Origin of the sequence: Aeromonas sp. ASNIH1 (genome assembly GCF_002934285.1) — a bacterium.
In the GTDB taxonomy this organism is placed as follows: domain Bacteria; phylum Pseudomonadota; class Gammaproteobacteria; order Enterobacterales; family Aeromonadaceae; genus Aeromonas; species Aeromonas caviae.
This window is the reverse complement of sequence record NZ_CP026228.1, coordinates 4,128,061-4,152,512: the sequence shown is the minus strand read 5'-3', so window position 1 is coordinate 4,152,512 and position 24,452 is coordinate 4,128,061. Positions and strand designations below refer to the sequence as shown.

General features: G+C 60.8%; 27 protein-coding genes. 9 read left to right on the top strand and 18 right to left on the bottom strand.

Features of this window, described 5'->3' with window-relative positions; translation table 11 throughout:
- Position 1: 1 nt before the first annotated feature.
- From C2U37_RS20140 to C2U37_RS20125, 4 genes are all read left to right on the top strand, one after another.
- On the top strand, positions 2 to 1,252 hold the full coding sequence (locus tag C2U37_RS20140) for a response regulator (protein WP_010674796.1): 1,251 nt from the start codon (positions 2 to 4) through the stop codon (positions 1,250 to 1,252).
- Entirely contained in the window at positions 1,253 to 1,867 is a 615-nt protein-coding gene (locus C2U37_RS20135) for a GNAT family N-acetyltransferase (RefSeq protein ID WP_103261891.1), read from the top strand. It begins immediately after the preceding gene.
- Positions 1,868 to 1,939: 72 nt separating this feature from the next.
- Positions 1,940 to 2,713, top strand: a complete 774-nt coding sequence (gene cobB, locus C2U37_RS20130) for a Sir2 family NAD+-dependent deacetylase (RefSeq protein ID WP_041211443.1) — start codon at positions 1,940 to 1,942, stop codon at positions 2,711 to 2,713.
- 85 nt (positions 2,714 to 2,798) lie between these two features.
- Complete coding sequence (locus C2U37_RS20125) at positions 2,799 to 3,278, top strand: hypothetical protein (protein ID WP_041211442.1); 480 nt, start codon at positions 2,799 to 2,801, stop codon at positions 3,276 to 3,278.
- Between the two features lie 95 nt (positions 3,279 to 3,373).
- On the opposite strand, the gene tnpA (C2U37_RS20120) is transcribed toward C2U37_RS20125, so the two are convergent.
- Complete coding sequence (gene tnpA / locus C2U37_RS20120) at positions 3,374 to 3,778, bottom strand: IS200/IS605-like element ISAs26 family transposase (RefSeq protein WP_104452948.1); 405 nt, start codon at positions 3,776 to 3,778, stop codon at positions 3,374 to 3,376.
- Positions 3,779 to 3,835: 57 nt separating this feature from the next.
- On the opposite strand from tnpA (C2U37_RS20120), the gene C2U37_RS20115 reads away from it, so the two are divergent.
- Together C2U37_RS20115 and C2U37_RS20110 are read left to right on the top strand one after the other, a co-directional pair.
- Positions 3,836 to 5,062: an RNA-guided endonuclease InsQ/TnpB family protein gene (locus C2U37_RS20115; RefSeq protein ID WP_021141234.1), complete on the top strand. Its 1,227-nt coding sequence runs from the start codon at positions 3,836 to 3,838 to the stop codon at positions 5,060 to 5,062.
- Between the two features lie 52 nt (positions 5,063 to 5,114).
- A complete protein-coding gene (locus C2U37_RS20110; RefSeq protein WP_158656289.1) occupies positions 5,115 to 5,873 on the top strand; it encodes a hypothetical protein in 759 nt (252 codons plus the stop codon).
- A gap of 89 nt (positions 5,874 to 5,962) precedes the next feature.
- Here C2U37_RS20110 and C2U37_RS20105 read toward each other — a convergent pair whose 3' ends face one another.
- From C2U37_RS20105 to tnpA (C2U37_RS20070), 8 genes are all read right to left on the bottom strand, one after another.
- Positions 5,963 to 6,988 carry a substrate-binding domain-containing protein gene (locus tag C2U37_RS20105; RefSeq protein WP_041211440.1) on the bottom strand — a complete coding sequence of 342 codons (1,026 nt, stop codon included), beginning with the start codon at positions 6,986 to 6,988 and terminating at the stop codon, positions 5,963 to 5,965.
- Positions 6,988 to 7,920, bottom strand: coding sequence for a ribokinase (rbsK, locus tag C2U37_RS20100; protein ID WP_010674791.1), 933 nt, complete (start codon positions 7,918 to 7,920; stop codon positions 6,988 to 6,990). Before rbsK ends, C2U37_RS20105 begins: the two co-directional genes overlap by 1 nt.
- Positions 7,921 to 8,018: 98 nt before the next feature.
- Complete coding sequence (gene rbsB, locus C2U37_RS20095; RefSeq protein ID WP_041211439.1) at positions 8,019 to 8,894, bottom strand: ribose ABC transporter substrate-binding protein RbsB; 876 nt, start codon at positions 8,892 to 8,894, stop codon at positions 8,019 to 8,021.
- 30 nt (positions 8,895 to 8,924) lie between these two features.
- The gene (rbsC, locus tag C2U37_RS20090; RefSeq protein ID WP_041211438.1) at positions 8,925 to 9,893 is read right to left on the bottom strand and encodes a ribose ABC transporter permease; all 969 of its coding nucleotides are present in this window, start codon (positions 9,891 to 9,893) and stop codon (positions 8,925 to 8,927) included.
- Positions 9,890 to 11,419, bottom strand: coding sequence for a ribose ABC transporter ATP-binding protein RbsA (gene rbsA, locus C2U37_RS20085; protein WP_041211437.1), 1,530 nt, complete (start codon positions 11,417 to 11,419; stop codon positions 9,890 to 9,892). The genes rbsC and rbsA overlap by 4 nt, the downstream gene beginning before the upstream one ends.
- Before the next feature lie 35 nt (positions 11,420 to 11,454).
- Positions 11,455 to 11,874, bottom strand: a complete 420-nt coding sequence (rbsD, locus tag C2U37_RS20080; RefSeq protein ID WP_010674787.1) for a D-ribose pyranase — start codon at positions 11,872 to 11,874, stop codon at positions 11,455 to 11,457.
- 246 nt (positions 11,875 to 12,120) lie between these two features.
- A complete protein-coding gene (locus C2U37_RS20075) occupies positions 12,121 to 12,738 on the bottom strand; it encodes a glutathione S-transferase family protein (protein WP_039040777.1) in 618 nt (205 codons plus the stop codon).
- Between the two features lie 120 nt (positions 12,739 to 12,858).
- Positions 12,859 to 13,263, bottom strand: coding sequence for an IS200/IS605-like element ISAs26 family transposase (gene tnpA / locus C2U37_RS20070; RefSeq protein WP_010674034.1), 405 nt, complete (start codon positions 13,261 to 13,263; stop codon positions 12,859 to 12,861).
- A 57-nt stretch (positions 13,264 to 13,320) separates the two neighbouring features.
- Between tnpA (C2U37_RS20070) and C2U37_RS20065 the strand changes: the two genes are divergently transcribed.
- The 3 genes from C2U37_RS20065 (at position 13,321) to C2U37_RS20055 (ending at position 16,272) form a co-directional block, all read left to right on the top strand.
- Positions 13,321 to 14,547 (top strand): RNA-guided endonuclease InsQ/TnpB family protein, encoded by a 1,227-nt coding sequence (locus C2U37_RS20065; RefSeq protein ID WP_021141234.1) that lies wholly within the window; start codon positions 13,321 to 13,323, stop codon positions 14,545 to 14,547.
- A 246-nt stretch (positions 14,548 to 14,793) separates the two neighbouring features.
- On the top strand, positions 14,794 to 15,549 hold the full coding sequence (locus tag C2U37_RS20060; protein ID WP_042017089.1) for a hypothetical protein: 756 nt from the start codon (positions 14,794 to 14,796) through the stop codon (positions 15,547 to 15,549).
- A gap of 60 nt (positions 15,550 to 15,609) precedes the next feature.
- Positions 15,610 to 16,272, top strand: a complete 663-nt coding sequence (locus C2U37_RS20055; RefSeq protein ID WP_041211435.1) for a DUF2987 domain-containing protein — start codon at positions 15,610 to 15,612, stop codon at positions 16,270 to 16,272.
- Positions 16,273 to 16,343: 71 nt separating this feature from the next.
- Here the strand turns inward: C2U37_RS20055 and ttcA are convergent, their stop codons facing one another.
- From ttcA to C2U37_RS20010, 9 genes are all read right to left on the bottom strand, one after another.
- Positions 16,344 to 17,252 (bottom strand): tRNA 2-thiocytidine(32) synthetase TtcA, encoded by a 909-nt coding sequence (gene ttcA, locus C2U37_RS20050; protein ID WP_010674783.1) that lies wholly within the window; start codon positions 17,250 to 17,252, stop codon positions 16,344 to 16,346.
- 67 nt (positions 17,253 to 17,319) lie between these two features.
- Positions 17,320 to 18,267, bottom strand: a complete 948-nt coding sequence (uspE, locus tag C2U37_RS20045; protein WP_039040780.1) for a universal stress protein UspE — start codon at positions 18,265 to 18,267, stop codon at positions 17,320 to 17,322.
- A 136-nt stretch (positions 18,268 to 18,403) separates the two neighbouring features.
- The gene (locus C2U37_RS20040; protein WP_010674781.1) at positions 18,404 to 19,159 is read right to left on the bottom strand and encodes an FNR family transcription factor; all 756 of its coding nucleotides are present in this window, start codon (positions 19,157 to 19,159) and stop codon (positions 18,404 to 18,406) included.
- Positions 19,160 to 19,227: 68 nt separating this feature from the next.
- A complete protein-coding gene (locus tag C2U37_RS20035) occupies positions 19,228 to 19,914 on the bottom strand; it encodes a sulfite exporter TauE/SafE family protein (RefSeq protein ID WP_010674780.1) in 687 nt (228 codons plus the stop codon).
- Positions 19,898 to 20,104, bottom strand: a complete 207-nt coding sequence (gene ccoS, locus C2U37_RS20030) for a cbb3-type cytochrome oxidase assembly protein CcoS (protein WP_041211434.1) — start codon at positions 20,102 to 20,104, stop codon at positions 19,898 to 19,900. Before ccoS ends, C2U37_RS20035 begins: the two co-directional genes overlap by 17 nt.
- Positions 20,105 to 20,186: 82 nt before the next feature.
- The gene (locus C2U37_RS20025) at positions 20,187 to 22,583 is read right to left on the bottom strand and encodes a heavy metal translocating P-type ATPase (RefSeq protein WP_104453287.1); all 2,397 of its coding nucleotides are present in this window, start codon (positions 22,581 to 22,583) and stop codon (positions 20,187 to 20,189) included.
- Between the two features lie 88 nt (positions 22,584 to 22,671).
- On the bottom strand, positions 22,672 to 23,160 hold the full coding sequence (locus C2U37_RS20020) for a FixH family protein (RefSeq protein WP_010674777.1): 489 nt from the start codon (positions 23,158 to 23,160) through the stop codon (positions 22,672 to 22,674).
- Positions 23,161 to 23,273: 113 nt separating this feature from the next.
- Positions 23,274 to 24,263 carry a cytochrome-c oxidase, cbb3-type subunit III gene (gene ccoP, locus C2U37_RS20015; RefSeq protein ID WP_039040785.1) on the bottom strand — a complete coding sequence of 330 codons (990 nt, stop codon included), beginning with the start codon at positions 24,261 to 24,263 and terminating at the stop codon, positions 23,274 to 23,276.
- On the bottom strand, positions 24,263 to 24,442 hold the full coding sequence (locus C2U37_RS20010; protein WP_010674775.1) for a CcoQ/FixQ family Cbb3-type cytochrome c oxidase assembly chaperone: 180 nt from the start codon (positions 24,440 to 24,442) through the stop codon (positions 24,263 to 24,265). The genes ccoP and C2U37_RS20010 overlap by 1 nt, the downstream gene beginning before the upstream one ends.
- Positions 24,443 to 24,452 lie beyond the last annotated feature (10 nt).

Genomic DNA, 24,452 nt, shown 5'->3' with positions numbered 1-24,452 from the left:
CATGATCATCACAGATGAAGAGTTGATGGCCTTGCTGGAGTCTGATGACAGCCAGGAGCCAACGTTTTACCCGGTCAGCGTCTATGCCCTGGACGCCGTCTCCCATCTGGCGGTCAAGGGAGCGGGCCTGCCGGCCTATGCCAATCTGCACCGCACCCGACCCGATGCCGGCTGGCAATGGGAAGGACTGTTTGCCGCCGGGGCCATCGCCCTGTTTGATCCTGCCTCTCATCAGGGGGCCGACTATCTGCCTCATCTGTTGGCTCCCGGGGCAGGGATCTATCGCCTCAGCGATCCCTGGCTCGAGGGGTTGCAGGCACGGGAGCAGGGGTGGCGTGCCTGGCTCGCCCAGTGCCAGATCCTGCTGCTCGAAGATCACCCCTTCCAGGGAGCCTGCATTCAGCAGGAGATCCAGGGACTGGGGTTGCCCTGCCACTGGGTTCAGGATGGCGAAGGGTGCCTCAAGGCGCTGGAAGAGGGGGGCGTGAGATTGCTTATCTGTGATCTCAGCCTAGCGGAGCAGGATGCCATCAGCCTGCTGATGAGCCATCCCCAGTATCACCACAGCGGTCTGCCCATCATCCTGCTCTCCGCTCATGATCAGACCCTGATAGACGGCGCCCGGCGTCTCCTGCACGATGCGGGTTTCAACGTGCTGGCCGCCCTGGCCAAGCCGCTGCAAAGCGACGATCTGCTGCGTCTGCTCAAGATGCTCTATCTTGGCCCCCAGCGTCAGCGCAGGCTGGGCGGGCTCAAGCGCACCGTGCGTAGCTGGCAGGGAGAGGCGAGAGGACAGCTTGGGCTGCTGGCAGATGCGGCTTCCTGCACGCTGCCGATCTGGCTGAGCCTGAGCGGTCTTTCCCCTCACTGGGAGCCGCTCAAGCTCTGGCTCGAGCAGCATGGACGAGAAGCAAGCGAACTCACCCTGGTCATCCACCGACGGGATCACCTGCTGAGCCAGGCGGACCGTTTCGCCCTGGTGCTGCAGGCGAGCCTCGCGGGGGCCAGACTCGCGCTGCTGCTCGATCATGCCCAGCACCTGCCGTTTGATCTCATCGAGCGTCTGCCGTTGCAATCCTTGCTGCTCGGGCAACACCTGCTGCCCGAACTGGAGGCGATGGCTGCCGACTCCTTGCTGGCCCGCTTCATCCAGCGCTCCCGGGAGCTTGGCATCGCGCTCTACCTCGACGACCCCTTCAACCTGCAGGATGCCGCCCAGTGGCAGGATCGCGGCGTGGCAGGGCGCTGGTAAATGGCTCGCTATCTTTGCTGGCCGCTCGATGAGCCGCGCTTGTGGCAGGGAATGTCGGGTTGGACGGCTCCCGCCTCACGGGCCGCCTTGCCGATGACGATGGTGGTGGGGGGGCTGACTTGCCGCTTGCAGGAGCTGGCGGGCAGCGACCCGAAGCGAATAAGCGCGGCCTATGACGCCCTGAGCGAGCAGAGCGTCTATTTGCGCTTCATGCGGGCCAAGCAGCCTGCGACGGCCGAGCAGCTCGCCTTCTTTCTCGACTACCCCAGAGAACCCCAGATAGGATTGCTGCTGACCGACGAGCAGGGGGGGCCGCTTGCCATGGCCCAGTCCGTTCGCCGGCGCCTGCACCCGGACAGGGCTGAGTTCTCCTGCATCGTCGCGGATCATTTTCAGCATCGCGGCGCCGGGCGTCGCATCCTGCTGGCGCTTGCGCGGCTGGCATACGGGGAGGGGATCCGGGAGTGGACGGCGGAAGTGCTCGGCCAGAATCGCCCCATGCTGGCTCTGCTCAAGGGGCTCGGGTTGCCGCTTACCCTGGTGACAGGACGGGAGATGGTCTTTGCCAGGCTGGATCTCGCGCCCATGGCGAGCTTTGTGCTCCCATCGGCCTAAGACCAAGGGCGAATGGGCCGCCTCTTGCTCCTGTGCTAAGGTCAGCCTGTTACCCGTTGGAGGAGAACAACCATGGTGCAGTCAGCCAAACATATCGTGATCCTCACCGGTGCCGGCATCTCGGCCGAATCCGGTATCAAGACCTTCCGGGCCTGTGATGGCCTGTGGGAAGAGCACATGGTGGAGGACGTGGCCACCCCTGAAGGCTATGCGCGGGATCCCGAACTGGTACAACGTTTCTACAATGCACGGCGCCATCAGTTGCAGCGCGCCGAGATCCACCCCAATCCGGCCCACTATGCATTGGCCCGTCTGGAGCGCCTGCTGCCGGGGCGCGTCACCTTGGTCACCCAGAACATCGACAACCTGCACGAGAGTGCCGGCAGCAAGAACCTCATCCACATGCACGGCGAGTTGCTCAAGGCCCGCTGCCCGGGCTCTGGTCAGGTGATCGAGTGGCGCGGGGATCTCCATCAGGAAGAGCTGTGTTCCTGCTGCCAGTTTCCCCACCCGCTGCGCCCCCATGTGGTCTGGTTCGGGGAGATGCCCCTCGGACTTGACCGCATCTACTCGGCCCTGGCTCAGTGCGATCTCTTCATCTCCATCGGGACCTCCGGGGCGGTCTACCCTGCCGCCGGATTCGTCCATGAGGCCGGCCTGAACGGTGCCCATACGGTGGAGCTCAATCTGGAGCCGAGCGAAGTGGGCAGCCAGTTTGATGAAAAACGTTATGGTCCGGCTTCCTTGCTTGTGCCCGCTTTTGTGGATGAACTCCTGCAAAGTTGCGGAGTGCATCAGCCTCTCTCCGTCGAGGGCCATAACTGGATGGAGATGCGGGGCCCCTAATTATTGATTTTTCACACAGTTGCATTGACCCACTGAAATCGCCACACTGGCTCCTAACTTCAAGATGCAGTTGGCACAACATGTCATGAACTTTCCAACGCGCGGGATGGCCTCGCTCCTACTGGTGCTTTTCTCGTTCGGTACCCAGGCTTCCTCCTCTTCGCTATTGCAACTGATCCTGCCGGACAAGCGGGAAATCACCCTGGATGAGGCGGCGTTGGCAGCCTTGCCACAAGTGGAGTTCGAGACGGCGACGCCCTGGACCCTCGGCACTCACCGCTATCGTGGACCGACCCTGAAGAGCGTGCTGGCGCAGCAGCAGGTGGATAGTGCCAGCGCCATCGATGTTGCCGCACTCAATGGCTACCAGCAGCGGGTCGATCTCTCCCTGTTTGCCAAGGTGCCGCTGACCCTGGTGCGTTACCAGGATGACAAACCGCTCACCCGTCGCAATAAAGGGCCGCTCTGGCTGCTGGTCCCCCTCTCGGCCCATCCCGACATGGATGTGTCCGCCATCCACAACAACATGGTCTGGCAGGTGATCCGCATCGAGGTTGTCCCGTGACGCGACGACAGCGAGATAACCTGCTGCTTGCAGCCATCTTAAATGCGAAAGGGGACTCCCTCCGACGTAGGTGGGAGGGGAATTTCGCCGGGGCGTCAGCCCCGCTGGTTTTGAATGTATTGCTTGATCACCTCCAACGGTGCTCCGCCGCAAGAGCCCGCAAAGTAAGAGCGTGACCAGAGTACGGGTTTGCTGTAAGCACCTCTCAAGTCCAGAAATTCATTACGCAGTCGCCTTGATGTGACCGCCTTTAACGAGTTCACCAGTACCGATAGCTGCACCGTTGGCGCGTACTCTATCAGCATGTGAACATGATCAGCCTCTCCGTCACACTCTTTCAGTTCCGCACCAAAATCTCTGCAAACCTCTGCCGCACACTGACCGAAGGAAGCGTGATGCAGATCCCCCAATATCGGCTTTCGATACTTGGTGATAAACACCAAATGTACGTGCAAAACGTAGGCCGCATGGCGTAATTTATTAATTTTAGTGAATTGCATTCTGTCACTCAATCGGGCTTAATAGATATGGCAATAATGCTACACACTGAGCGCTAAATGCAAATTCTGAAAGCCTACAAATTCCGACTCGAACCGACCGAACAACAAGCGCAACGCCTGCGCCAGTTGGGCGGTTGTGCTCGTTATGTCTGGAATCACGGGCTGGCAGAAACCAAACGCATTCTGGATGCTGGCGAAAAACTGCCTTCTGCCTTTGAGCTGAACAGGATGCTCACCAGTTGGAAGAAAGACCCAGAAATGGCCTTTCTGGCCGAGGCATATACCGACAACCTCCAGCAGAAGCTCAAGGATTTGCATGGCGCGTGGATGCGCTGCTTTGATAAGAAACTCGCCGCCAAGGCACCCGTATTCAAGAAAAAAAGCGACAACCGCGACGCTATCCGGTTCGTCAACTTCGACAAGTATTGCCGCCTTGAAAAGGGTCGCGTGAAGCTGCCTGCCGGGCTGGCGTGGGTCAAGTTCCGTCAGTCCCAGCCAGTTGAAGGGAAAATTAAAAACGCGACCGTCAGCCAAGCAGCCGGGCACTGGTATATCTCCTTTCAGGTCGAGCAGGAGACGCTTGAGCCAATTCACCCCTCCGGCTCAATGGTCGGGCTAGATGCGGGGATCGCCAAGCTCGCAACCCTGTCAGACGGCACGGTGTTTGAGCCCGTCAACAGCTTCAAAACCAATCAGACCAAGCTGGCAAGGCTCCAACGCCAGTTGAGCAAAAAGGTAAAGTTCAGCAGCAACTGGAAGAAACAAAAAGCCAAGATCCAGCGGCTGCACTCACATATCGCCAATACCCGCCGCGATTACCTTCACAAGGTCACAACGACTATCAGCAAAAACCACGCGATGATCGTCATTGAGGATTTGAAGGTTGCCAGCATGTCAAAATCAGCAGCGGGCACGACCAGCCAGCCGGGGCGCAACGTCCGGGCAAAATCAGGGCTGAATCGTTCGATATTAGATCAGGGCTGGTTTGAGCTGCGCCGCCAGCTCGAATATAAGCAGGCATGGCGAGGCGGTCAGGTGTTGGCGATAAACCCGGCCTACACGAGCCAGCAGTGCGCCTGTTGTGGGCATACTGCGAAGGATAACCGCCAGACGCAAAGCCAGTTTAAATGCGCTGCGTGTGGTTATGAGGCGAACGCCGATGTGAACGGCGCTCGCAATATTTTAGCGGCGGGACACGCCGTTTTAGCCTGTGGAGGCGTGGTGCAATCAGGCCGCCCGATGAAGCAGGAACCCGGTACTGCGCGAGCAGCTATCACCCAGTAATGGGAATCCCCCTCCTGTGACGCGAAGCGCTAAGGTGGGGGAGGATGTCAAGGTGAGTCTGTTGCAGTTTGAGTTTGTGACCCGGGAAAGCAGCTTTGATCTGGCGTGTCGCTTCGGAGTGGCCAGGCGCGAGGGTGGCGAGGATGCCGATGAGCTATTGGAGCAAGCCATATTGGCATTGAACGAGGCCAAGCGTGAGGGGACCACCCTGGTGTGGTATCAGAGTGCGATGAAGGCTGATCTCCACATGGCCCAGCGGCAGCTGCACCAATTGCGGGAATGGCTGGCGGGGGCCGCCCCTTCCCCCCTGGAGACCCTCTGCGAGGCGATGAGAGACGAGCAGGGCGTGCCGGTGACGGCGGTCAGCCTGCGCTGGCGGGTGAGCCAGCAGCCCTGTGACGTGGGCTGGATGCAAGAGCGTGGTGTCCTTGGGCCCGTGATGGCACGATGGCTGACAGAAGAGCCATGCAGTGGCACCTTGCTGGTAAGGCTTCATCAGCCTGCCCAGCTGGCCCCTCTGCTGGCGAGCCTGCCCCCCTTGCCACAGGGGAGACTGATCCTGGCATTGCCTGCGCTGATACCGGATGCCACCCTGCTTGAGAAGATGCGCGAGTGTGGCTGCATGCTGGCGCTGAGCGAGCTTGGCAGCTGCGCCCCCGAACTGCTGCAAGCGGGCTGGCCAATTCGCTACTGGCTGCCAGCACCCTCCGGGTACGAGGCGCTGCTCCAGCCGTTGGCAACGGCGCTGGGGCTGCTGCGCCTGGCTCCCCTGGGAGAGGCGCAGCAAGAGGATGATCTCAAGCTGAGTTGAGTGGTGGCTTGTGCAGTCTCGGGGCCGATGCCAAGGAGACAATACACAGAAGAGCGGCTCATGGCCGCCCTTCTGCTGCTTGCTGGCACTTAAACTGGTTTGCTGTCCGGTGAGGAAAAGGGAGCGCAGGAGTGTCTGATCACCAGGTCCGGATCCACGGTGATCATGCGGTTTGCGATGGGCTCGCCGTTGATGCGCGCCAGCAGCCGGGTGACGGCGAGGCGGCCCAGCTCCTCTTTCGGTTGATTGACCGTGGTGAGCGGGGGGGACATGAACTGGGCCAGCGCCACGTTGTCATAGCCGACGATGGAGAGATCGCGGGGGATCACCAGCCCTGCCTGATGGGCGGCACTGATGACCCCCATGGCCATCATGTCGTTGCAGACAAACAGCGCGGTGGGACGCTCTGGCAGCGCCAGCAGGCGGGTCATGGCGGCGGCGCCGCTGGCGCAGTCAAAGTCTCCCTCCTGGATCCAGCCCGGATTGACGGTGAGCCCGGCCTCCTGCATCGCTTGCTCGAAACCCGCCTGGCGCTGGTTGGCCGGGGCGCGGCTGTGGGGGCCCGTGATGCAACCGATGGCAGTGTGACCCAGCCCCAGCAGATGGCGGGTTGCCAGGTAGCCTCCACGATGGGAGTTGTCGGCGATGAGATCCACCTCGCCATTCTCCATGCCCCAGTCCATCACCACGACCGGCAGGCTCTTGAGCCAGTCGAGCTGGTTGAACACCTCCTGCTGCCCTTCACTGCACATGATGAGCAGGCCGTCGACCCGTTTCCTGAGCATCATCTTGAGGTAGGAGAGCGCCGTCTCGGCCTGTCCTTCGGTGTTGCCCAGCATCAGGTTGTAACCCTGCTCGAAGCAGTAGCGCTCCACCCCGCGCACCACCTCGGCGAAGAAGGGGTTGCTGGAGGTGGTAACCAGCATGCCGATGCTGTTGGTCTCCTTTACCTTGAGGCTGCGGGCCACCAGGCTCGGGGCATAGTTGAGATCGCGCATGGCGGCGAAGACCCGCTCCCGGGTCTCTTCGGCCACGAAGCGGGTCTCGTTGATGACGTGGGAAACGGTGGTGGTCGACACTCCCGCCAGCGCAGCCACCTCCTTGATATTGGCCATCAGTGCCCCTGCGCAGTCTGTTCAAGGAGGAAAGCATCGACCTCCTGCTTGCTCGGGATGGAGCTCTGGGCACCAAACCGGGTGACGGAGAGTGCCGCCGCCCCGTGGGCAAAGCGTACGGCTGCGTCAAAGTCGGCGCCGGCGAGCTCGGCCGCCAGGAAGGCGCCGTTGAAGGTATCCCCGGCAGCCGTGGTATCCACCGCCTTGACCCGAAAACCCGGCATGAGCGCCTGTTTCTGCCCCTTGCTGCAATAGACCCCTTGAGACCCCAGGGTGATCATCACCTCACCGATGCCCATCTGGTGGAAGCGGGTGGCAGCCTCCCGGGCGCTCGCTTCGTCCGTCACCTTGACGCCGGTCAGCAGCTCGGCCTCGGTCTGGTTGGGGGTGATGAGGTCCACCAGCGCCAGCAGATCCCTTGAGAGCGGGCGCGCGGGGGCGGGGTTGAGCACCACCCGGGTGCCGTGGGCACGAGCCAGACGGGCCGCTTCCTGCACGCTCTCCAGCGGCACTTCCAGTTGCAGCAGCAGGGTGTGGGCGGCGGCGATCATTGCCTCGTGACCTTGCACTACGGCCGGGGTGAGGGCGCCATTGGCTTCGGCGGAGATGCCGATGCTGTTCTCCCCCTCGTCGCTCACATAGATGATGGCGATGCCGGTGGGGAGCCTGGGGTCGAGTTCGACGGCGCTGACATCGATGCCGTCGTTGGCAAACCCGGTTTTCATCTGGTGGCCGATGGCATCATCACCGATGCGGGCGATGAAGGAGACAGGGGCGCCGAGGCGGGCGGCGGCCACCGCCTGATTGGCGCCCTTGCCGCCGGGAACGACCTGATAGCTGTGGCCGGTCAGGGTTTCACCGGGGCGGGGAAAGTGGGGGACGCGCAGCACATGATCCGCATTCACGCTGCCGAGGACTACGAGACGATTCATTCCTATCACCCTTGGTTGAGTACATCCTGGTCTGGGTGGACCCAGACCAGGCGGCACTGGCGGAAAAAGAGAGGGGAGGCGAACCTCCCCCCGTCAACTTACTTGTTGACGATTTGCAGCGGTACCGGGATGGATTTTTCCACCGGTTGACCCTTGAGCACCTTGTCGGCGGTTTCCACGCCGATGGCGCCGATGAGGGCAGGCTGCTGTGCCACGGTGGCGGCCAGTTTACCCTTGGCCACGGCGGCTTTGCCATCGTCGGTGCCGTCAAAGCCCACGATCATCACCTCTTTGCCAGCGGCCTGCACGGCGCGGATGGCTCCCAGCGCCATCTCGTCGTTCTGGGCGAACACTGCCTGCACGGTCGGATGGGCGGCCAGCAGGTTCTCCATGACGTTCAGACCCTTGGTGCGGTCAAAGTCGGCGGGTTGGGAGGCCAGCACCTGCAGTTTGTTGGCGGTGACCGCCAGGGCGAAGCCTTCGCCGCGATCACGGGCGGCGGAGGTACCTGCGATCCCTTCCAGCTGGATCACCTTGGCACCGCTGCCCAGCTTCTCGGCGATGAAGTCGCCAGCCAGCTTGCCACCGGCCACGTTGTCGGAGGCGATGTGGGCCTTGACGTCACCCTGGGCTGCGCCGCGGTCCAGGGTCAGCACCGGGATGTTCGCCTTGTTGGCCAGGCGAATGGCGTTGCCCACGGCTTCGGAGTCGGTCGGGTTGATCAGGATGGCGTTGACCTTGCGCACGGTGAGATCTTCCACGTTGGAGAGCTCCTTGGCCGGGTCGTTCTGGGAGTCCAGCACCACCAGCTCGTAGCCAAGCTCCTTGGCCTTGGCTTCGGCCCCCTCCTTCATGGTGACGAAGAAGGGGTTGTTGAGGGTGGAGACCACCATCGCCAGGGTGTGTTCCGCGGCCTGGGCGGTGCCCAGCACGGACATGATGGCGGCAGCGAGCAGGGTATTGAGCTTTTTCATCATTTCATTCCTTGTGTGTGGCGTGGCTTGTTAACGGTTGCTTTTGTTATCGATCATCACGGCAAGCAAAATCACGCTGGCCTTGGCGATCATCTGGTAATAGGAGCTGACGTCGAGCAGGTTGAGGGCATTGTTGAGGAAGCCGATGATGAGGGCACCGATCAGGGTACCCATGATACGGCCCTTGCCCCCCATCAGGCTGGTGCCCCCCAGCACAACGGCGGCGATGGCATCCAGCTCGTACCCCATGCCGGCTGTGGGCTGGGCGGAGGAGAGGCGGGATGTGACGATGAGCCCGGCCAGTGCCGACAGCATGCCGCACAGACCATACACCGCGAGCTTGACCCGATCCACATTGATACCAGAGAGGCGGGTGGCCGATTCGTTGCCGCCGAGGGCATAGATGTGGCGGCCCAGGCGAGTGTGGTTGAGCAGGTACCAGGCCAGCAGGAAGACGATGGCCATCAGCCAGATGGGCACCGGCAGACCCAGCAGGTAGCCGGTCCCGAGCCAGGCGAAGTGATCGGCGCCGTCACTGAAGCCGGTGGAAATGGGGCGCCCCTCGGTGTAGACCATGGTGACGCCGCGCAGGGCGGTCATGGTGACCAGGGTGGCGATGAAGGCCTGTACCTTGCCCTTGGCGATGATGAGGCCGCTGATGCTGCCAAGCAGGGCGCCGGCCCCCAGGGTGAGGGGGATCACCAGGCCGATGGGCAGCTCCATGGCCACCATGGTGGCGGCCAGGGCGCCGCACAGGGCCAGTACCGAGCCGACCGACAGATCGATGCCGGCGGTGAGGATGACCAGCGTCATGCCGACCGCCATGATGGCGTTGACCGATGTCTGGCGCAGGATGTTGAGCAGGTTGTCGGCGGTGAAGAAGTTGGGGCTCAGGAAGGAGACCACGCCGATCAGCACCAGCAGCGCGACCAGGGACTTGTTCTCGATCCACCAGGCCTTGCTCATGACGCCGCGGCGGGAAAGGGTTTGGGTTGTCATTGTGCTGCCTCTTGCTCTGCTTGCCACTGTTTACCGACTGCCGCTGCCATCAGCTTCTCCTGATTGGCATCGCGGGTGTTGAATTCTGCGCTAATGCGCCCTTCGTGCATCACCATAATGCGATCACTCATGCCGAGCACTTCCGGCATTTCGGAGGAGACCAGGATGATGCTCATCCCCTCCTTCTTGAACTGGTTGATGAGCTGATAGATCTCCTTCTTGGCGCCGACATCGACGCCGCGGGTCGGCTCATCCAGGATCAGCACCTTGGGCCGGGTCAGCAGCCCCTTGGCGATGGCCACCTTCTGCTGGTTGCCGCCGGAGAGGAGCTTGATCAGCTGATCCTGCCTCGGGGTCTTGATGTTGAACAAACGCACATAGTCCCCTACCGCCTGGCGCTCGGCCTTGCCGTCAATCTTACCGCCACGAATGAACTCGCCGAGGGCGCACAGGCTCATGTTTTCGCGCACCGACAGCTCCAGCACCAGGCCGTCGCCCTTGCGATCCTCGGAGATATAGGCGATACCAGCGGCCAGACCATCGGCCGGGCTTCTGGGTACCAGGGCGTGGCCATCCACCGTCACCTGGCCAGCGCTGATGGGGCTGGCACCGTAGATGAGCTTCATCAGCTCGGTGCGGCCGGAGCCCATCAGGCCGCTAAAGCCCAGAATTTCCCCCTGACGCAGGGAGAAGCTCACCCCGCGCACGCCGGGACCAGCCAGATCGTTCACCTGCAGGCTAACCGGGCCAAGCTCGCGCTCAAGACGTGGGTACTGCTCTTCCAGCCGGCGGCCCACCATCATCTCGATGATCCTGTCTTCATCGAGATCGCTCACCGCCTGCTCGCCGATCCACTTGCCATCCCGCAGCACGGTGACCCGATCGCAGATCTCGAAGATCTCTTTCAGGCGGTGGGAGATGTAGACAATGCCGCAGCCCTGCTCGCGCAGTTCACGAATGACGGTGAAGAGCTGCTCGGTCTCGGTGTCGGTCAGCGCATCGGTGGGCTCGTCCATGATGATGACGCTGGCATCGAACGACAGCGCCTTGGCGATCTCTACCATCTGCTGTTCACCGATGGAGAGATCCCCGAGTCGGGTATCCGGGCCGTGCTTGACGCCAAGTCGCGCCAGCAGACCGCTGGCACGCTCACGCAACTGCTTGTGGTCGATGCTGCCAAAACGGGTGCGCGGTTCGCGGCCGAGGAAGATATTGGCGGCAATCGACAATTCCGGCAGCAGGTTCAGCTCCTGGTGGATGATGCTGATCCCCTGATCCTGAGAGTCGCGGGGGCCCTTGAAGTGCACCGGCTGGCCGCGATAGTTGATGTAGCCCGCATCGGCCTGGTAGATGCCGGTCAGCACCTTCATCAGGGTCGACTTGCCAGCGCCATTTTCGCCGAGCAGGGCCATCACCTGGCCCGGATAGACCCGAAGGCCCGCTTCGTCGAGGGCGCGTACCCCGGGGAAGGTCTTGACGATCCCGGTCAGCTCCAGAATGGGTGAGAGGGGGGAGGTTGTGCTCATTTGCAGCTTCCTTGAAGAGGCCTTCTTTGAAGAATTCAGAACGCCACACCGGCGCAGAGGATCAGGTTGGCGTAGGGAGTCACCTCGCCGCTGCGCACGATAGCCTTGCTCTGGCAGGAGCGAGCCTTGAACGCTTCGTGCAGGCAGTACTCGATGGTGATGGGCTTGCCCTGGGCGGCTGCGTGGGCCTCCAGCTGATCCACCAGCGCCTGATGGGCGGCGGGACTGATCTGCTTGATCTCGCTTGCCATGATCACCTTCTCCACCACCAGGTCGGTGAGTAGGGCGGTCAGTACGGTTTCAAGGCTGGGGGTGCCCGCCATCAGCGCCAGATCGATGCGCTCGGGGCCTGCCGGAATGGGCAGGCCAGCGTCGCAGACGGTGATCTCGTCGGTGTGGCCCATCTGCGCGACCAGCGCGCTTAAGGGAGCATTGAGCAGCTTGCCTCGTTTCATACAGCACCTCGGCGGCCTGGGACCGCATATGAATATTGAGTTGGGCAATCGGTTACGCAACCGGTTGCGTCATTAGGGCGAAAGATAGGTGTTAACCGTTAACGGGTCTAGGCAGTGATGACGAAAATGTGAAAACGATCTCAGTGACAGGGCAATTTCAGAAGAAACGGGTGCCATAAGAGCACCCCGTCTGAGAGGCGTCGCCGGATGTTGCCCGCACAAAAAGGCGTACCCGGCGCGAGGAGATCAGAGGGCGAGCGCCGCCTGCACTGCGGGGCGGGCCAGCATGCGCTGATAGTGATCCGCCACCTTGGGAAACTCGCTGATGGCAACCCCGTCGCTCTCGAGCCAGCCTGCAATCACGAAGAGGTAGATGTCGGCCAGGCTAAAGCGCTCCCCCAGTACCCAGGGGCCGGCCAGATAGTGGCGCTCAATCTGGTCAAAGCCATCGCGCATGTTCTGGGGCATCTTGGCCTGCATGGCAGCCATGGCCTGTTCATCGTCGGCCCAGCGGCCGGGACGGCGTCCATGGGCATGGGCGACATGGACGGTGGAGACGAGGAAACTGTGTACCTCCTGCATCCTGGCCAGGAGGAAGGGGTCATCCAATGGGGCCAGCCCGGCGTTAGGAAAACGCTGGGCCACGTAGAGCAGCAGAGCCGGTGTTTCGGTCAGCACGCCATGCTCCGTCACCAGTGCCGGGACTCGCCCCTTGGGATTGATGGCGAGGTAGTCGGGGCTGCGCTGTTCACCAGCGGCCAGATCCAGGCGCTTGACAAGGTGAGGGGCACCGGCCTCCACCAGAGCGATGCGTACCGCCATGGCACAGGTACCCGGGGCAAGATAGAGCGTCAGTTCGGACATGACCGTTTTCCTTGTGTGAGAGAGAAGAGCCAGTGGACATCTCGTCCGCCAGCGCGCGCCATCTTAAATGCGAAAGGGGACTCCCTCCGACGTAGGTGGGAGGGGAATTTCGCCGGGGCGTCAGCCCCGCTGGTTTTGAATGTATTGCTTGATCACCTCCAACGGTGCTCCGCCGCAAGAGCCCGCAAAGTAAGAGCGTGACCAGAGTACGGGTTTGCTGTAAGCACCTCTCAAGTCCAGAAATTCATTACGCAGTCGCCTTGATGTGACCGCCTTTAACGAGTTCACCAGTACCGATAGCTGCACCGTTGGCGCGTACTCTATCAGCATGTGAACATGATCAGCCTCTCCGTCACACTCTTTCAGTTCCGCACCAAAATCTCTGCAAACCTCTGCCGCACACTGACCGAAGGAAGCGTGATGCAGATCCCCCAATATCGGCTTTCGATACTTGGTGATAAACACCAAATGTACGTGCAAAACGTAGGCCGCATGGCGTGATTTATTAATTTTAGTGAATTGCATTCTGTCACTCAATCGGGCTTAATAGATATGGCAATAATGCTACACACTGAGCGCTAAATGCAAATTCTGAAAGCCTACAAATTCCGACTCGAACCGACCGAACAACAAGCGCAACGCCTGCGCCAGTTGGGCGGTTGTGCTCGTTATGTCTGGAATCACGGGCTGGCAGAAACCAAACGCATTCTGGATGCTGGCGAAAAACTGCCTTCTGCCTTTGAGCTGAACAGGATGCTCACCAGTTGGAAGAAAGACCCAGAAATGGCCTTTCTGGCCGAGGCATATACCGACAACCTCCAGCAGAAGCTCAAGGATTTGCATGGCGCGTGGATGCGCTGCTTTGATAAGAAACTCGCCGCCAAGGCACCCGTATTCAAGAAAAAAAGCGACAACCGCGACGCTATCCGGTTCGTCAACTTTGACAAGTATTGCCGCCTTGAAAAAGGTCGCGTGAAGCTTCCTGCCGGGCTGGCGTGGGTCAAGTTTCGCCAGTCCCAGCCAGTTGAAGGAAAAATTAAAAACGCGACCGTCAGCCAAGCAGCCGGGCACTGGTATATCTCCTTTCAGGTCGAGCAGGAGACGCTTGAGCCAATTCACCCCTCCGGCTCAATGGTCGGGCTGGATGCGGGGATCGCCAAGCTCGCAACCCTGTCAGACGGCACGGTGTTTGAGCCCGTCAACAGCTTCAAAACCAATCAGACCAAGCTGGCAAGGCTCCAACGCCAGTTGAGCAAAAAGGTAAAGTTCAGCAGCAACTGGAAGAAACAAAAAGCCAAGATCCAGCGGCTGCACTCACATATCGCCAATACCCGCCGCGATTACCTTCACAAGGTCACAACGACTATCAGCAAAAACCACGCGATGATCGTCATTGAGGATTTGAAGGTTGCCAGCATGTCAAAATCAGCAGCGGGCACGACCAGCCAGCCGGGGCGCAACGTCCGGGCAAAATCAGGGCTGAATCGTTCGATATTAGATCAGGGCTGGTTTGAGCTGCGCCGCCAGCTCGAATATAAGCAGGCATGGCGAGGCGGTCAGGTGTTGGCGATAAACCCGGCCTACACGAGCCAGCAGTGCGCCTGTTGTGGGCATACTGCGAAGGATAACCGCCAGACGCAAAGCCAGTTTAAATGCGCTGCGTGTGGTTATGAGGCAAACGCCGATGTGAACGGCGCTCGCAATATTTTAGCGGCGGGACACGCCGTTTTAGCCTGTGGAGGCGTGGTGCAATCAGGCCGCCCGATGAAGCAGGAACCCGGTACTGCGCGAGCAGCTATCACCCAGTAATGGGAATCCCCCTCCTGTGACGCGAAGCGCTAAGGTGGGGGAGGATGTCAACATCCTACTCCCGTTGGACAGAGGGGCCAAGGGTGAGGGGAACTTCATCAAGTAGGGCTGCAAGGCCTTTGGTATCAATGGCTTTCTGAACGGAAGATAACAGGAAAAACGGCTACGCATGCCGGTTCAAACCGCTATAATGTGCCACTTTGGATCAGTCGTCAGTGAATGTTGGACAGTCAATTGAGTAATAGAATGCGGATCGGTGGAACCCTCGAACAGTCCCTCAGCCAGGGATATCGTCTGGACCTGCAAGGGGTGTTGAAAGAGGGGTGGCAACAGACTCGTCGCACCGGTTTCGGATTGGCGCTGGCCATCGCCGGGGTCATGGCAATCTGGATCCTGCTGAGCAATACCTTGCTGACGCCCTATGTCGCCCGTGAAGGAGGGGATATGGATATGGCCCTGATCCTGAGCCTGCTGGTCACGGTGATCATGTCACCCATGACCTCCTCCCTCGACATGCTGGGGTTGCAGCAGTCGGTGGGGGTACGCGCCCGGCCGAGCCAGGTGTTCGACTTCTTCCGCCACTTCCTGCGCCTGGGCAGCCTGAGTCTGCTCGGCAGCCTCATCACCAGCCTGTTTGGACCCCTGTTCGAGCTGCTGGGTGTGCCTGTGATGCTGGCCTTCATCCCTTCCGCCCTGGTGGGCATGGGGCTGGTGTTTACCGTACCTCTGGTGCTGGAGCGCGGTCTTTCCCCGGCTCAGGCCATTCTGGTCTCCCTCAAGCTCTTTGCCCGGGGCTGGCCCAGCATAGTGCTGCTGCACGGGGTCATGCTGGCACTCTTCTTCCTGGCGCTCATCCCCATGGGGCTGGGACTTATCTGGGTGGCGCCGCTCTACTTCAACTGCAAGGGCATTCTCTACCGGGATCTGTGTGGGGTGGCAGTCGAAGTGACCGAGGTTGCCAGTGGCAACGACGGGCAGGGCCCGGATCATTTCAACGCATAATGGAATACCAGGGGTCAGCCGGTGTCGACCCGCCCGGAGCATGATGCAAAAGGATGGCATATGAACAAGCGATACGGGATGGCGGCGCTCCTGCTGATGCCCATGCTGGGACAGGCTGAGCCGTCCCTTGAACTCGACTACGGCACCTTCTACAGCCAGATGAAGACCTTCGCCAAGGGGGAATTTGGCCACGCCAGACTGGGCTTTTATCTGGCCAGTCAACAGAACGGTCGGCGCTGCGGGCTCACCTCGGCCCGGGTCTCGACCCCGGACAGGGATGTGCCCGCCGAGGTCACGGTGGATGGCGAACTGCGTCTGCCCTATGACGATGATCTCAACCTCGACAAGGCGATCGTGGTGGTGGGGCTCACCGAGGCCCACGCCGCCTGTGATCTGTCGGTACAGGTGATGGCTGACGCCCCCGCCACACCCGAGGTGCCGCTGGCCGAACTTGTCTCGCGTCAGCAGCAGATGCAGCGATTGCTCGACAAGATGGCCGGCATGGTCGGCCAGTATTTCCTGCCCAAGATGGAAGGGGTGCGGATCTCCATGGTGGCGCCCGCAGGCACAGCCTACCTTGTGGAGGGTGCCCGTCAGGAGGCCGTCTCCTGGCAGCAGGGGCAACTGCTGCTCAGCAATGCGCAGCTGAAGGGGTTTGCCCAGGGCAAGCTGCAACTGCAAGGGGAGATCCTGCGCCTGACCCCCTGGCTACACAAGGAGTAGCGACCCGAGTCCGCAGATTGCCAGAATGAAAAAAGGAGCGCCTGGCGCTCCTTTTTTGTGGGTGACGGGGCTTAGCGCACCTCAATCACGTCCAGCATGTCCATCTCGTCGATGTCCAGCAGCGGCGCCTTGGGCAGCTCGGGCGGATCAAATGCCTTGTCGCCACCGTCGATGATGCCGGAGTCGCGATTGATGCTCTTGAAGTCAAACAGCTGGTGATCGAGCAGGTGGCTCGGGATCACGTCCTGAATGGCGGTGAACATGGTCTCGAGACGGCCTGGGAAGCGGCGATCCCACTCCTGCATCATCTGCTTGATGGCCTGGCGCTGCAGGTTCTCCTGGGAGCCGCACAGGTTGCAGGGGATGATGGGGAAGGCCTTGACCTCGGCATAGCGCACCAGATCTTTCTCCTTGCAGTAGGCCAGGGGGCGGATCACCACGTTCTTGCCATCGTCGCTCACCAGCTTGGGGGGCATGGATTTGAGCTTGCCACCGTAAAACATGTTGAGGAACAGGGTCTCGAGGATGTCGTCACGGTGATGGCCAAGGGCGATCTTGGTACAGCCCAGCTCCTGGGCGGTGCGATACAGAATGCCGCGGCGCAGGCGGGAGCAGAGCGCGCAGGTAGTCTTGCCCTCCGGTACCTTCTCCTTGACGATGGAATAGGTATCTTCTTCCACGATCTTGAAGTCGATGCCGAGAGTGCTCAGGTATTCGGGCAGCACGTGCTCGGGGAAGCCGGGTTGCTTCTGATCCAGGTTGACGGCCACCAGATCGAAATGGATGGGGGCGCTGGCCTTCAGGCTCATCAGGATGTCGAGCATGGCAAAGCTGTCCTTGCCGCCAGACAGGCAGACCATGATCTTGTCACCCTCTTCAATCATGTTGAAGTCGGCGATGGCCTGGCCCACGTTGCGCCGCAGACGTTTCTGCAGCTTGTTGAAACTGTATTTCTCTTTGGCGTTAAGCTCTTCTAGCATGGCCTCAAACCCGGGACAAAAATAAGCGGCTTATTATAGCCATGTCCCGGGGGAGGGCAAGAAACGCTTATGCAGGATGACGCCTGTCATCCACAGGGCAGCTGTAATCGTCGGGTTTGAGGATGAGAATGTCGCAGTTGAGCCTGTCCACCACGTGCTCGGCGGTGTTGCCAAGCAGGGCGGCAGAGAGGCCGGTACGGCCGACGCATCCCATGATCATCAGGGTGGCATTCAGATCGTCCGCCATGTCCGGCAGCACCTCCTCCGGCAAGCCTTCCGCCACCTTGGTCCACATGTGGTTGATGCCGAATTGATCGGCATGTTCCCGCAGCAGATCTTCATGGTGTTTGCGAATGGCATCGTTGTAGGCGTTGGGATCGAACTCTGGCAGTTCGATGGCGACATTGACCGGGGTGCCCGGGTAGGTGTTGACCAGATAGAGACTGGCACCAAGCAGCTCGGCGATGGCGATCCCCTCGCGGGTGATCCGCTCGTTAAGCACCTTCTGCTCCTTGTCATCGCTCGAGCAGTTGATGGCGGCAATCAGGTTGCCCCCCCGTTGCCAGTGCCCTTCTTTTACCAGCAGAACCGGACAGGGGCATTTGCGCAGCAGGTGCCAGTCGGTGGGGGTGAAGATGAAGGTTTGCAGGAAGGAGTGTTTGTGAGTCGCCTTGACGACCAGATCGTGACGCTGTTCCAGCACTTCCTGAATGACGCACTCGAAGGGACGGTTGTGCCAAAGCACTTTCACTTCGCATTCCAGCCCTCTGGCCCGATAGGGAGTTAGGATCTCGTCGAGCCACTCCCGACGCTGGGCGATGACACCATGGCGCATCTCTTCCCGCTCGTCTGCCGAGAGCATGGCGGTCATCTCGTAAGAGAAGTCGTAAATCGTCAGGAGCAGGGTCAGCTGGGCGCCCTCATCCAGCTCGGCGACCTTGACCGCGCGCTCGAGCGCGATCTGGCGCTCCTCCTCGGGATTGATCACCACCAGAATGTTTCGGTACTTGACCATGTTCTCCTCCTTGGTAAAAAGGCCAATGATGGCAACTCTTTAGCTATTACAGCTTAGTCCAAGGGGGGAGACGGGAAGGTGTGCCGGATCAAATTTCAGGGTGATCCGATCCGGCAAAAAAGGGAATAAACGGGGATTAACCGCAGGGAGGACGAGTGGCTCCGGCCATGACGCCCAAGGCAACGTTGTCAAGTACAGTAATGTATTTGCCTTTGACGCTGATGAGACCGGATTTCTGGAAACGGCCCAGCAGGCGGCTGATGGTCTCGACGGTGAGACCGAGGTAGTTGCCGATGTCTCCACGGGTCATGGAGAGGCGGAACTCCTTGGCGGAGAAGCCGCGCTCGGAGAAACGAACCGAGAGATTGTGCAGGAAGGCAGCGAGGCGCTCTTCGGCGTTCTTTTTGGAGAGCAGCAGTATCATCTCCTGGTCGCCCATGATCTCGTTGCTCATCAGCCGCATGATCTGCTGGCGCAGTTTGGGCATCTTGCCAGAGAGGTCGTCGAGCACATCGAACGGTATTTCGCACACCATGGCGGTTTCCAGCGCCTGGGCGAAGGAGGGGTGGGCCTGCTTGTGGATGGCGTCGAAACCGACCAGATCACCGGCGAGGTGGAAGGCGGTGATCTGTTCGTCACCCTGTTCGGTGATGGTGTATGACTTGATGGTCCCGGAACGTATGGCATAGAGCGACTTGAGCTCATCGCCGGCCTTGAACAACTCTTCACCCTTCTGGAACGGCTTTTTGCGCTCGATGATGCTGTCGAGCTGATCGAGCTCGTTATCGTTCAGGGTGAAGGGGATGCAGAGCTGGCTGATGCTGCAATCCTGGCAATGAATTGCACAGCCACCGCTCTGAATACGTCTGCCAGGTTTCTTGTCCGGGATCATAGGCTCAAATGAATAATTGATTTATATCAAACAAGTTTACCACCATCTCATCCGTTTTGGATAGGGTTTCAAAAGGACGCCATCCCGATCCAGAGGGTGTGGATCCCGTAGGCAATAAGCAGCAAGGCGCCCCCAAGGCGCAGGCTGCGCAGGGTGAGCCAGTAGCGCAATCGGTCTGCCAGCCCCCCTAGCGCAAACAGGGTCGGCAGGGTGCCGAGGCCGAAAAAGAGCATGATGAGTGCCCCGCCACTCGCGGAGCCTGCGGCAGCGCTCCAGGTCAGCATGGAGTAGACGAGGCCGCAAGGGAGCCAGCCCCATATCATGCCAAAGGGGAGGGCCTGCCTGGCTGATGTAAACGGGAGAAACCTGCCTGCCAGCGGCTTGATGAGAGGCCAGAACTTCGCACCGATGCGCTCGAGCAGCAAGACGCCATGCCACCAGCCAGCCAAGTAGAGGCCGAGCGCTATCATCAGCAGGGCGGCGATGAGGCGAAGCCCTGCCAGGGCGTGTTTGCCAGCGCCTATCTCCGTGGTGGTGGCGAGCAAGCCGCCCACCAGCGCGCCCGCCAGCACATAGCTCAGGATGCGCCCCAGGTTGTAGTTGAGCAGATAACCGAGCCTGCCCCAAAAATGCTGCTTCTCGGCAGGTATGGCCATGGAGAGCGCTGCGGACACGCCGCCACACATGCCGATACAGTGGCCGGCACCGGCAAGCCCGACCAGCAGGGCGCCCATGAGGTCAAGGCTGCTGGTCATGGGGCCTGTTTTCCTGTTCTGCTTGTTGTTCAGAGGGGGGCAAGGGGCGCTGCTCCTCGTCAAACAGGATGTTGGAGCCCTGCCTGTCGAGATCCTCGAACTGCTCGGAGCGGATGGCCCAGAAGAAGACGGCGCCGGCAATGACAACGAACAGGATGGCGATGGGGATGAGGACGAAGATAATGTTCATGGCGCGGACCCTGTGGTGAAAGGGGGATGATAACCCGGCGAGGCAAGAGGTGCCGCCACCCGGGAGGATGCCAGATGGCTGCTCACCGGTTGAGCCGCATGGAGTTGGTGACCACGATGAGGGAGCTCAGGGACATGCCAGCAGCCGCCAGATAAGGGGGGAGCCAGCCACTTGCAGCCAGCGGCAGCACAAGCAGGTTGTAGCCGATGGACCAGGCAAAGTTCTCCTTGATGATCTTGCGAGTGCGCAGGGCCAGGGCCCGGGCGGCCAGCAGACGGGAGAGATCGTCGGCCAGCAGGATGGCGTCGGCACTGTTCTTGGCCAGATCCGTGCCCCCCGCCATGGCAAAGGACGCGTGGGCGCCGGCCAGCACAGGGGCGTCGTTGATGCCATCTCCCACCATGATGCTGATATCCCCGGCCGCTTCCCGGGCCTTGAGATAGGCCAGCTTGCCGTCCGGGGTGACCCCTTTTACCAGCTCATCGACCCCCAGCTCACGGGCCAGCATGTCCGCCTGGTCCGAACCGTCGCCGGTGAGAATGGTGGTTTGCAGGCCTGCCTCCTTGAAGGCCTGGATCAGTGCACCGGCATCGGGGCGCAGCGTGTCGGCCAGGATGAAACGGGCCAGTAGTCCGTGTTCATCGGCCAGATAGATGGTCAGCCCTTGAGCGGCATTCTCTTCTTGCGCCAGTTCGAGCCAGCGTGCACTGCCGATGCGGTAATGCTTGCCCTCAATTACTCCCTGCACGCCGTGGCCGATGACGGGGGTGACGTCGCTGGCGGCGAGCGGCACCCCGTCCGCCAGTGGTTTGCTTCGAAACGCACGGGCGATGGGGTGCTCGGAGTAGGTCTCCAGGGCATGGGCGAGTGCGAGGCAGCGGGCTGCGTCGAGCTCGCCGAGGGGCTGGGTGCTCACCAGGCTGATGTTGCCCGTGGTCAGGGTTCCCGTCTTGTCCATCACGATGCGGTTGGCCCGGGTCAGAATGTCCAGCACGTGGCCGCGGCGCAGCAGGATGCCGCTGCGGGTCAGGTTGGCAGTGGCCGAGGTCAGTGCGGTCGGGGTGGCCAGCGAGAGGGCGCAGGGACAGGTCGCCACCAGCACCGCCAGGGTGACCCAGAAGGCCCGCTCGGGCTGATGAAAATGCCAGAAGGTCCAGACCGCGGCCGCAATGATCAGGAGCACCAGGATAAAGTGGCGCGACAGCACGTCCGCCAGTTGGGCGATGGCGGGCTTGTCGTCCAGAGCATGATCCTGCAGGCGCATGATCTGGGCCAGACGCGACTCTTCAATGGGATGGCTGACCCGGATCTCCAGGGGGGCATCGGTATTGATGGTGCCTGCATAGACGGGATCCCCGGCCTGCTTGAGCAGAGGCAACTGTTCGCCAGTCAGCATGGATTCGTTGAGGCTGGCCTGGCCCAAGGTGACGATGCCGTCTGCCGGCAGGGTGGCCCCCGCGAGTACCCGCACCCTGTCTCCGACTCGCAGCGTCTTGGCGGCCACCTCGTGTTCGCCGTCATCATCGATGCGGGTCGCCATGATGGGCACCAGACGCGCCAGGTTGGAGCTCGACTCCGACGCCTTGCGCCTCGCTCGTAGTTCCAGCAGACGGCCCAACAGCAGGAAAAAGACGAACATGGTGATGGAGTCGTAATAGACCTCACCCGTGTTGAAGACCGTGGCCCAGATGGAGGCGACGAAGGCGCCGATCAGTGCCAGCGACACCGACACATCCATGGAGAGGTGCCCCTGCTTCAGGCTGCGCCATGCCCCCACGTAAAAAGGCTGGGCCGAGTAGATCATGATGGGGGTGGAGAGCAGAAGGCTTATCCACTTGAAGTAGATCATGAACTCCTCTTCCACGCTGATGAAGAGGTCCATGTAGAGTGCCACGGCGCACATCATCACCTGCATGGAGCCAAGGCCGGCCAGCGCCATGCGGAACATGTAGCTGCGCACCTCTTTGGCGTAGAGCGCTTCCTGCTGATGAGTCTGGAAGGGATAGGCGCGATAGCCGACCCTGGCAAAGCCCTTGAGAATGTCGCTCAAAGAGAGCTGGGCCGGATCCCACTTGATGCGGGCGCGATGGGTGGTGGTATTGACGTTGATGTAACGCAGACCGCGCAGGGTCATCAGGTGCCGCTCGATGAGCCAGGCACAGGCGGCGCAGGTCAAACCTTCCACCGTCAGTTGGATCTCGCGCGTCGTTTCGCGACCCGTACCGGTGTCGGTGACGAACTCCTGCTGCACCTCCGCCAGATCGTAGTGGGTGAGGGCGGCGAGCTCTTCGGGCACCAGTTCCCCCTTGATGCCGGGAGCGGTGCGGTGTTCGTAATAACTGGCGAGGCCGCATTCGAGAATGGTCTGTGCCACGGCCTGACAGCCAGGGCAACACATCGGCTGAGCGATGCCTTTGATCTCGAGAGTAAAGTTACTGCCAGTGGGAACCGGTTCACCACAGTGAAAACAGCCGGTCATGGTGATCATCCCTCTTTGATGCAGCCCTGCAGGCCGGGTCGGGGAGAAGGGCGGCTGACCGGCGTGCCGATCACCCTGCCTTCGTGATTCAACGTCCCTTGGGATCGAGCTCAATCGCTGCCTGAGTCGGCAGTTGTGCCGTCTCCTGGAGGCGCCATTCATGGTTGAAGGCATCGACCCGCACGTGCCACTTGCCGGTGAGGGGCTTGTCGAGCATCAGGCGATAGACTCCCTTGCCATCGGCCGTCAGCAGATGTTCGCTGTCCAGGCCCGCCAACGTGGGATGAAACAGGGAGAGGTGCAGTGCCTGCCCGAGGGGGAAATCCCCGGACAGTGGATTTAACGTCAGCTCCTTGTCGCTGACATTGAGGGCGATACGGATGCCGAGCGCCTCGGCGCGATCGAACTTGCTGAGATCCTGGTTAATCTCCTTGCCCTGCTTGTAGTAGTCCTCCGCCACCAGGTTGACCCCATCCTTGCTGGCAATGATGGCGGTGGCGATGCTGCCTACCACGGCGGCGCAGGGGAGGGCGATGATGAACCAGGGCCAGAATTGGCGATACCAGGGTTGAGTCATGATGCTACCGAAACAAATGGTTAACGAAATGGCGGTAATTCAGCCAACACAAGATAGCAAAAAGCCTCGAAGAGTCGAGGCTTTTTGCTGATTAATCACGTGCTTATCACATGTTACTGCTGATTTTGCCGATCGTTGTGGGACAAGCTGTAAACGTAGGAAGCGAGCAGGTGTACCTTGTCTTCCCCCAGAATGTCCTTCCAGGCCGGCATCACGCCGTGGCGCCCGTGGGTGATGGTCTGTTCGACCACCTGACGGGAGCCGCCATAGAGCCAGATGTTGTTGGTGAGATCCGGTGCGCCGAAGGCGATGCCGCCCTTGGCATCCGGACCGTGGCAGGCGGCGCACATGGCAAAGCGTGCTTCCCCTTTCTTGGCTTCCACCAGATCAACCTTACGACCGGAGAGGCTCAGCACATAGGAGGCAACCTCTTTCACCCCGTCCTGACCCAGGATCTCGCCCCAGGCGGCCATGATCCCCTGACGACCGCCCATGATGGTGGTCTTGATCTGGTCGGGTGCGCCGCCCCACTGCCATTCGCTGTCGGTCAGGTTTGGGAAACCGCGACCACCGCGGGCATCGGAGCCATGACACTGGGAACAGTTTTGCAGGAACAGGCGCTGACCCACCTTCAGGGCTTCCGGATCCTTGGCGATCTCGGTGATCTCCTTGTAGCTCTTGCCGTCAGCCTGATAGGTCAGCTCGCGGAACTTGGCGCCGTAGATCTCGTCGGCCTTGGCGAGTTCCCGGTCGTATTCCACCGCGCGTCCTTCGGCCTTGGCAGACTCGGCCGCCGCCTTGGACTCGGCCAGGGAACGCACATCCTGGTTGGAGCTCTGCCAGCCCAGCAGACCCTTGAAGTTGCCAAGGCCCGGGAAGGCGAGCAGGTAGATGAGCCCGGTGACGATGAAGAAGAGGAACATATAGGACCACCACTTCGGCAGGGGATTGTTGATCTCCTCGATGCCGTCGAAGGTGTGACCCATGGGTTTGCCCTCTTCGGCTCCCATCTTGTCCTTCATGCACCAGGCCAGCAGCAGGAAGCAGCCGAGAATGGTGCCAAGGCTTATGACGGTCACAAAAATGCTAAACAGAGTGCTCATTATTGCTTCGCTCCTGCGTTCTTGTTATCAGCACTGGGTTGCTCGTCATCGGCAAAAACCAGGTTGGCGGCCTCGTCGAAAGAAGCCTTGCGGCGCTTGCTGTAGGCCCAGACGATGATGCCAATCATGATGACCATCAGCAGCAGGGTGTACAGGCCGCGAAATGTGCCGTAATCCATATCCCGACTC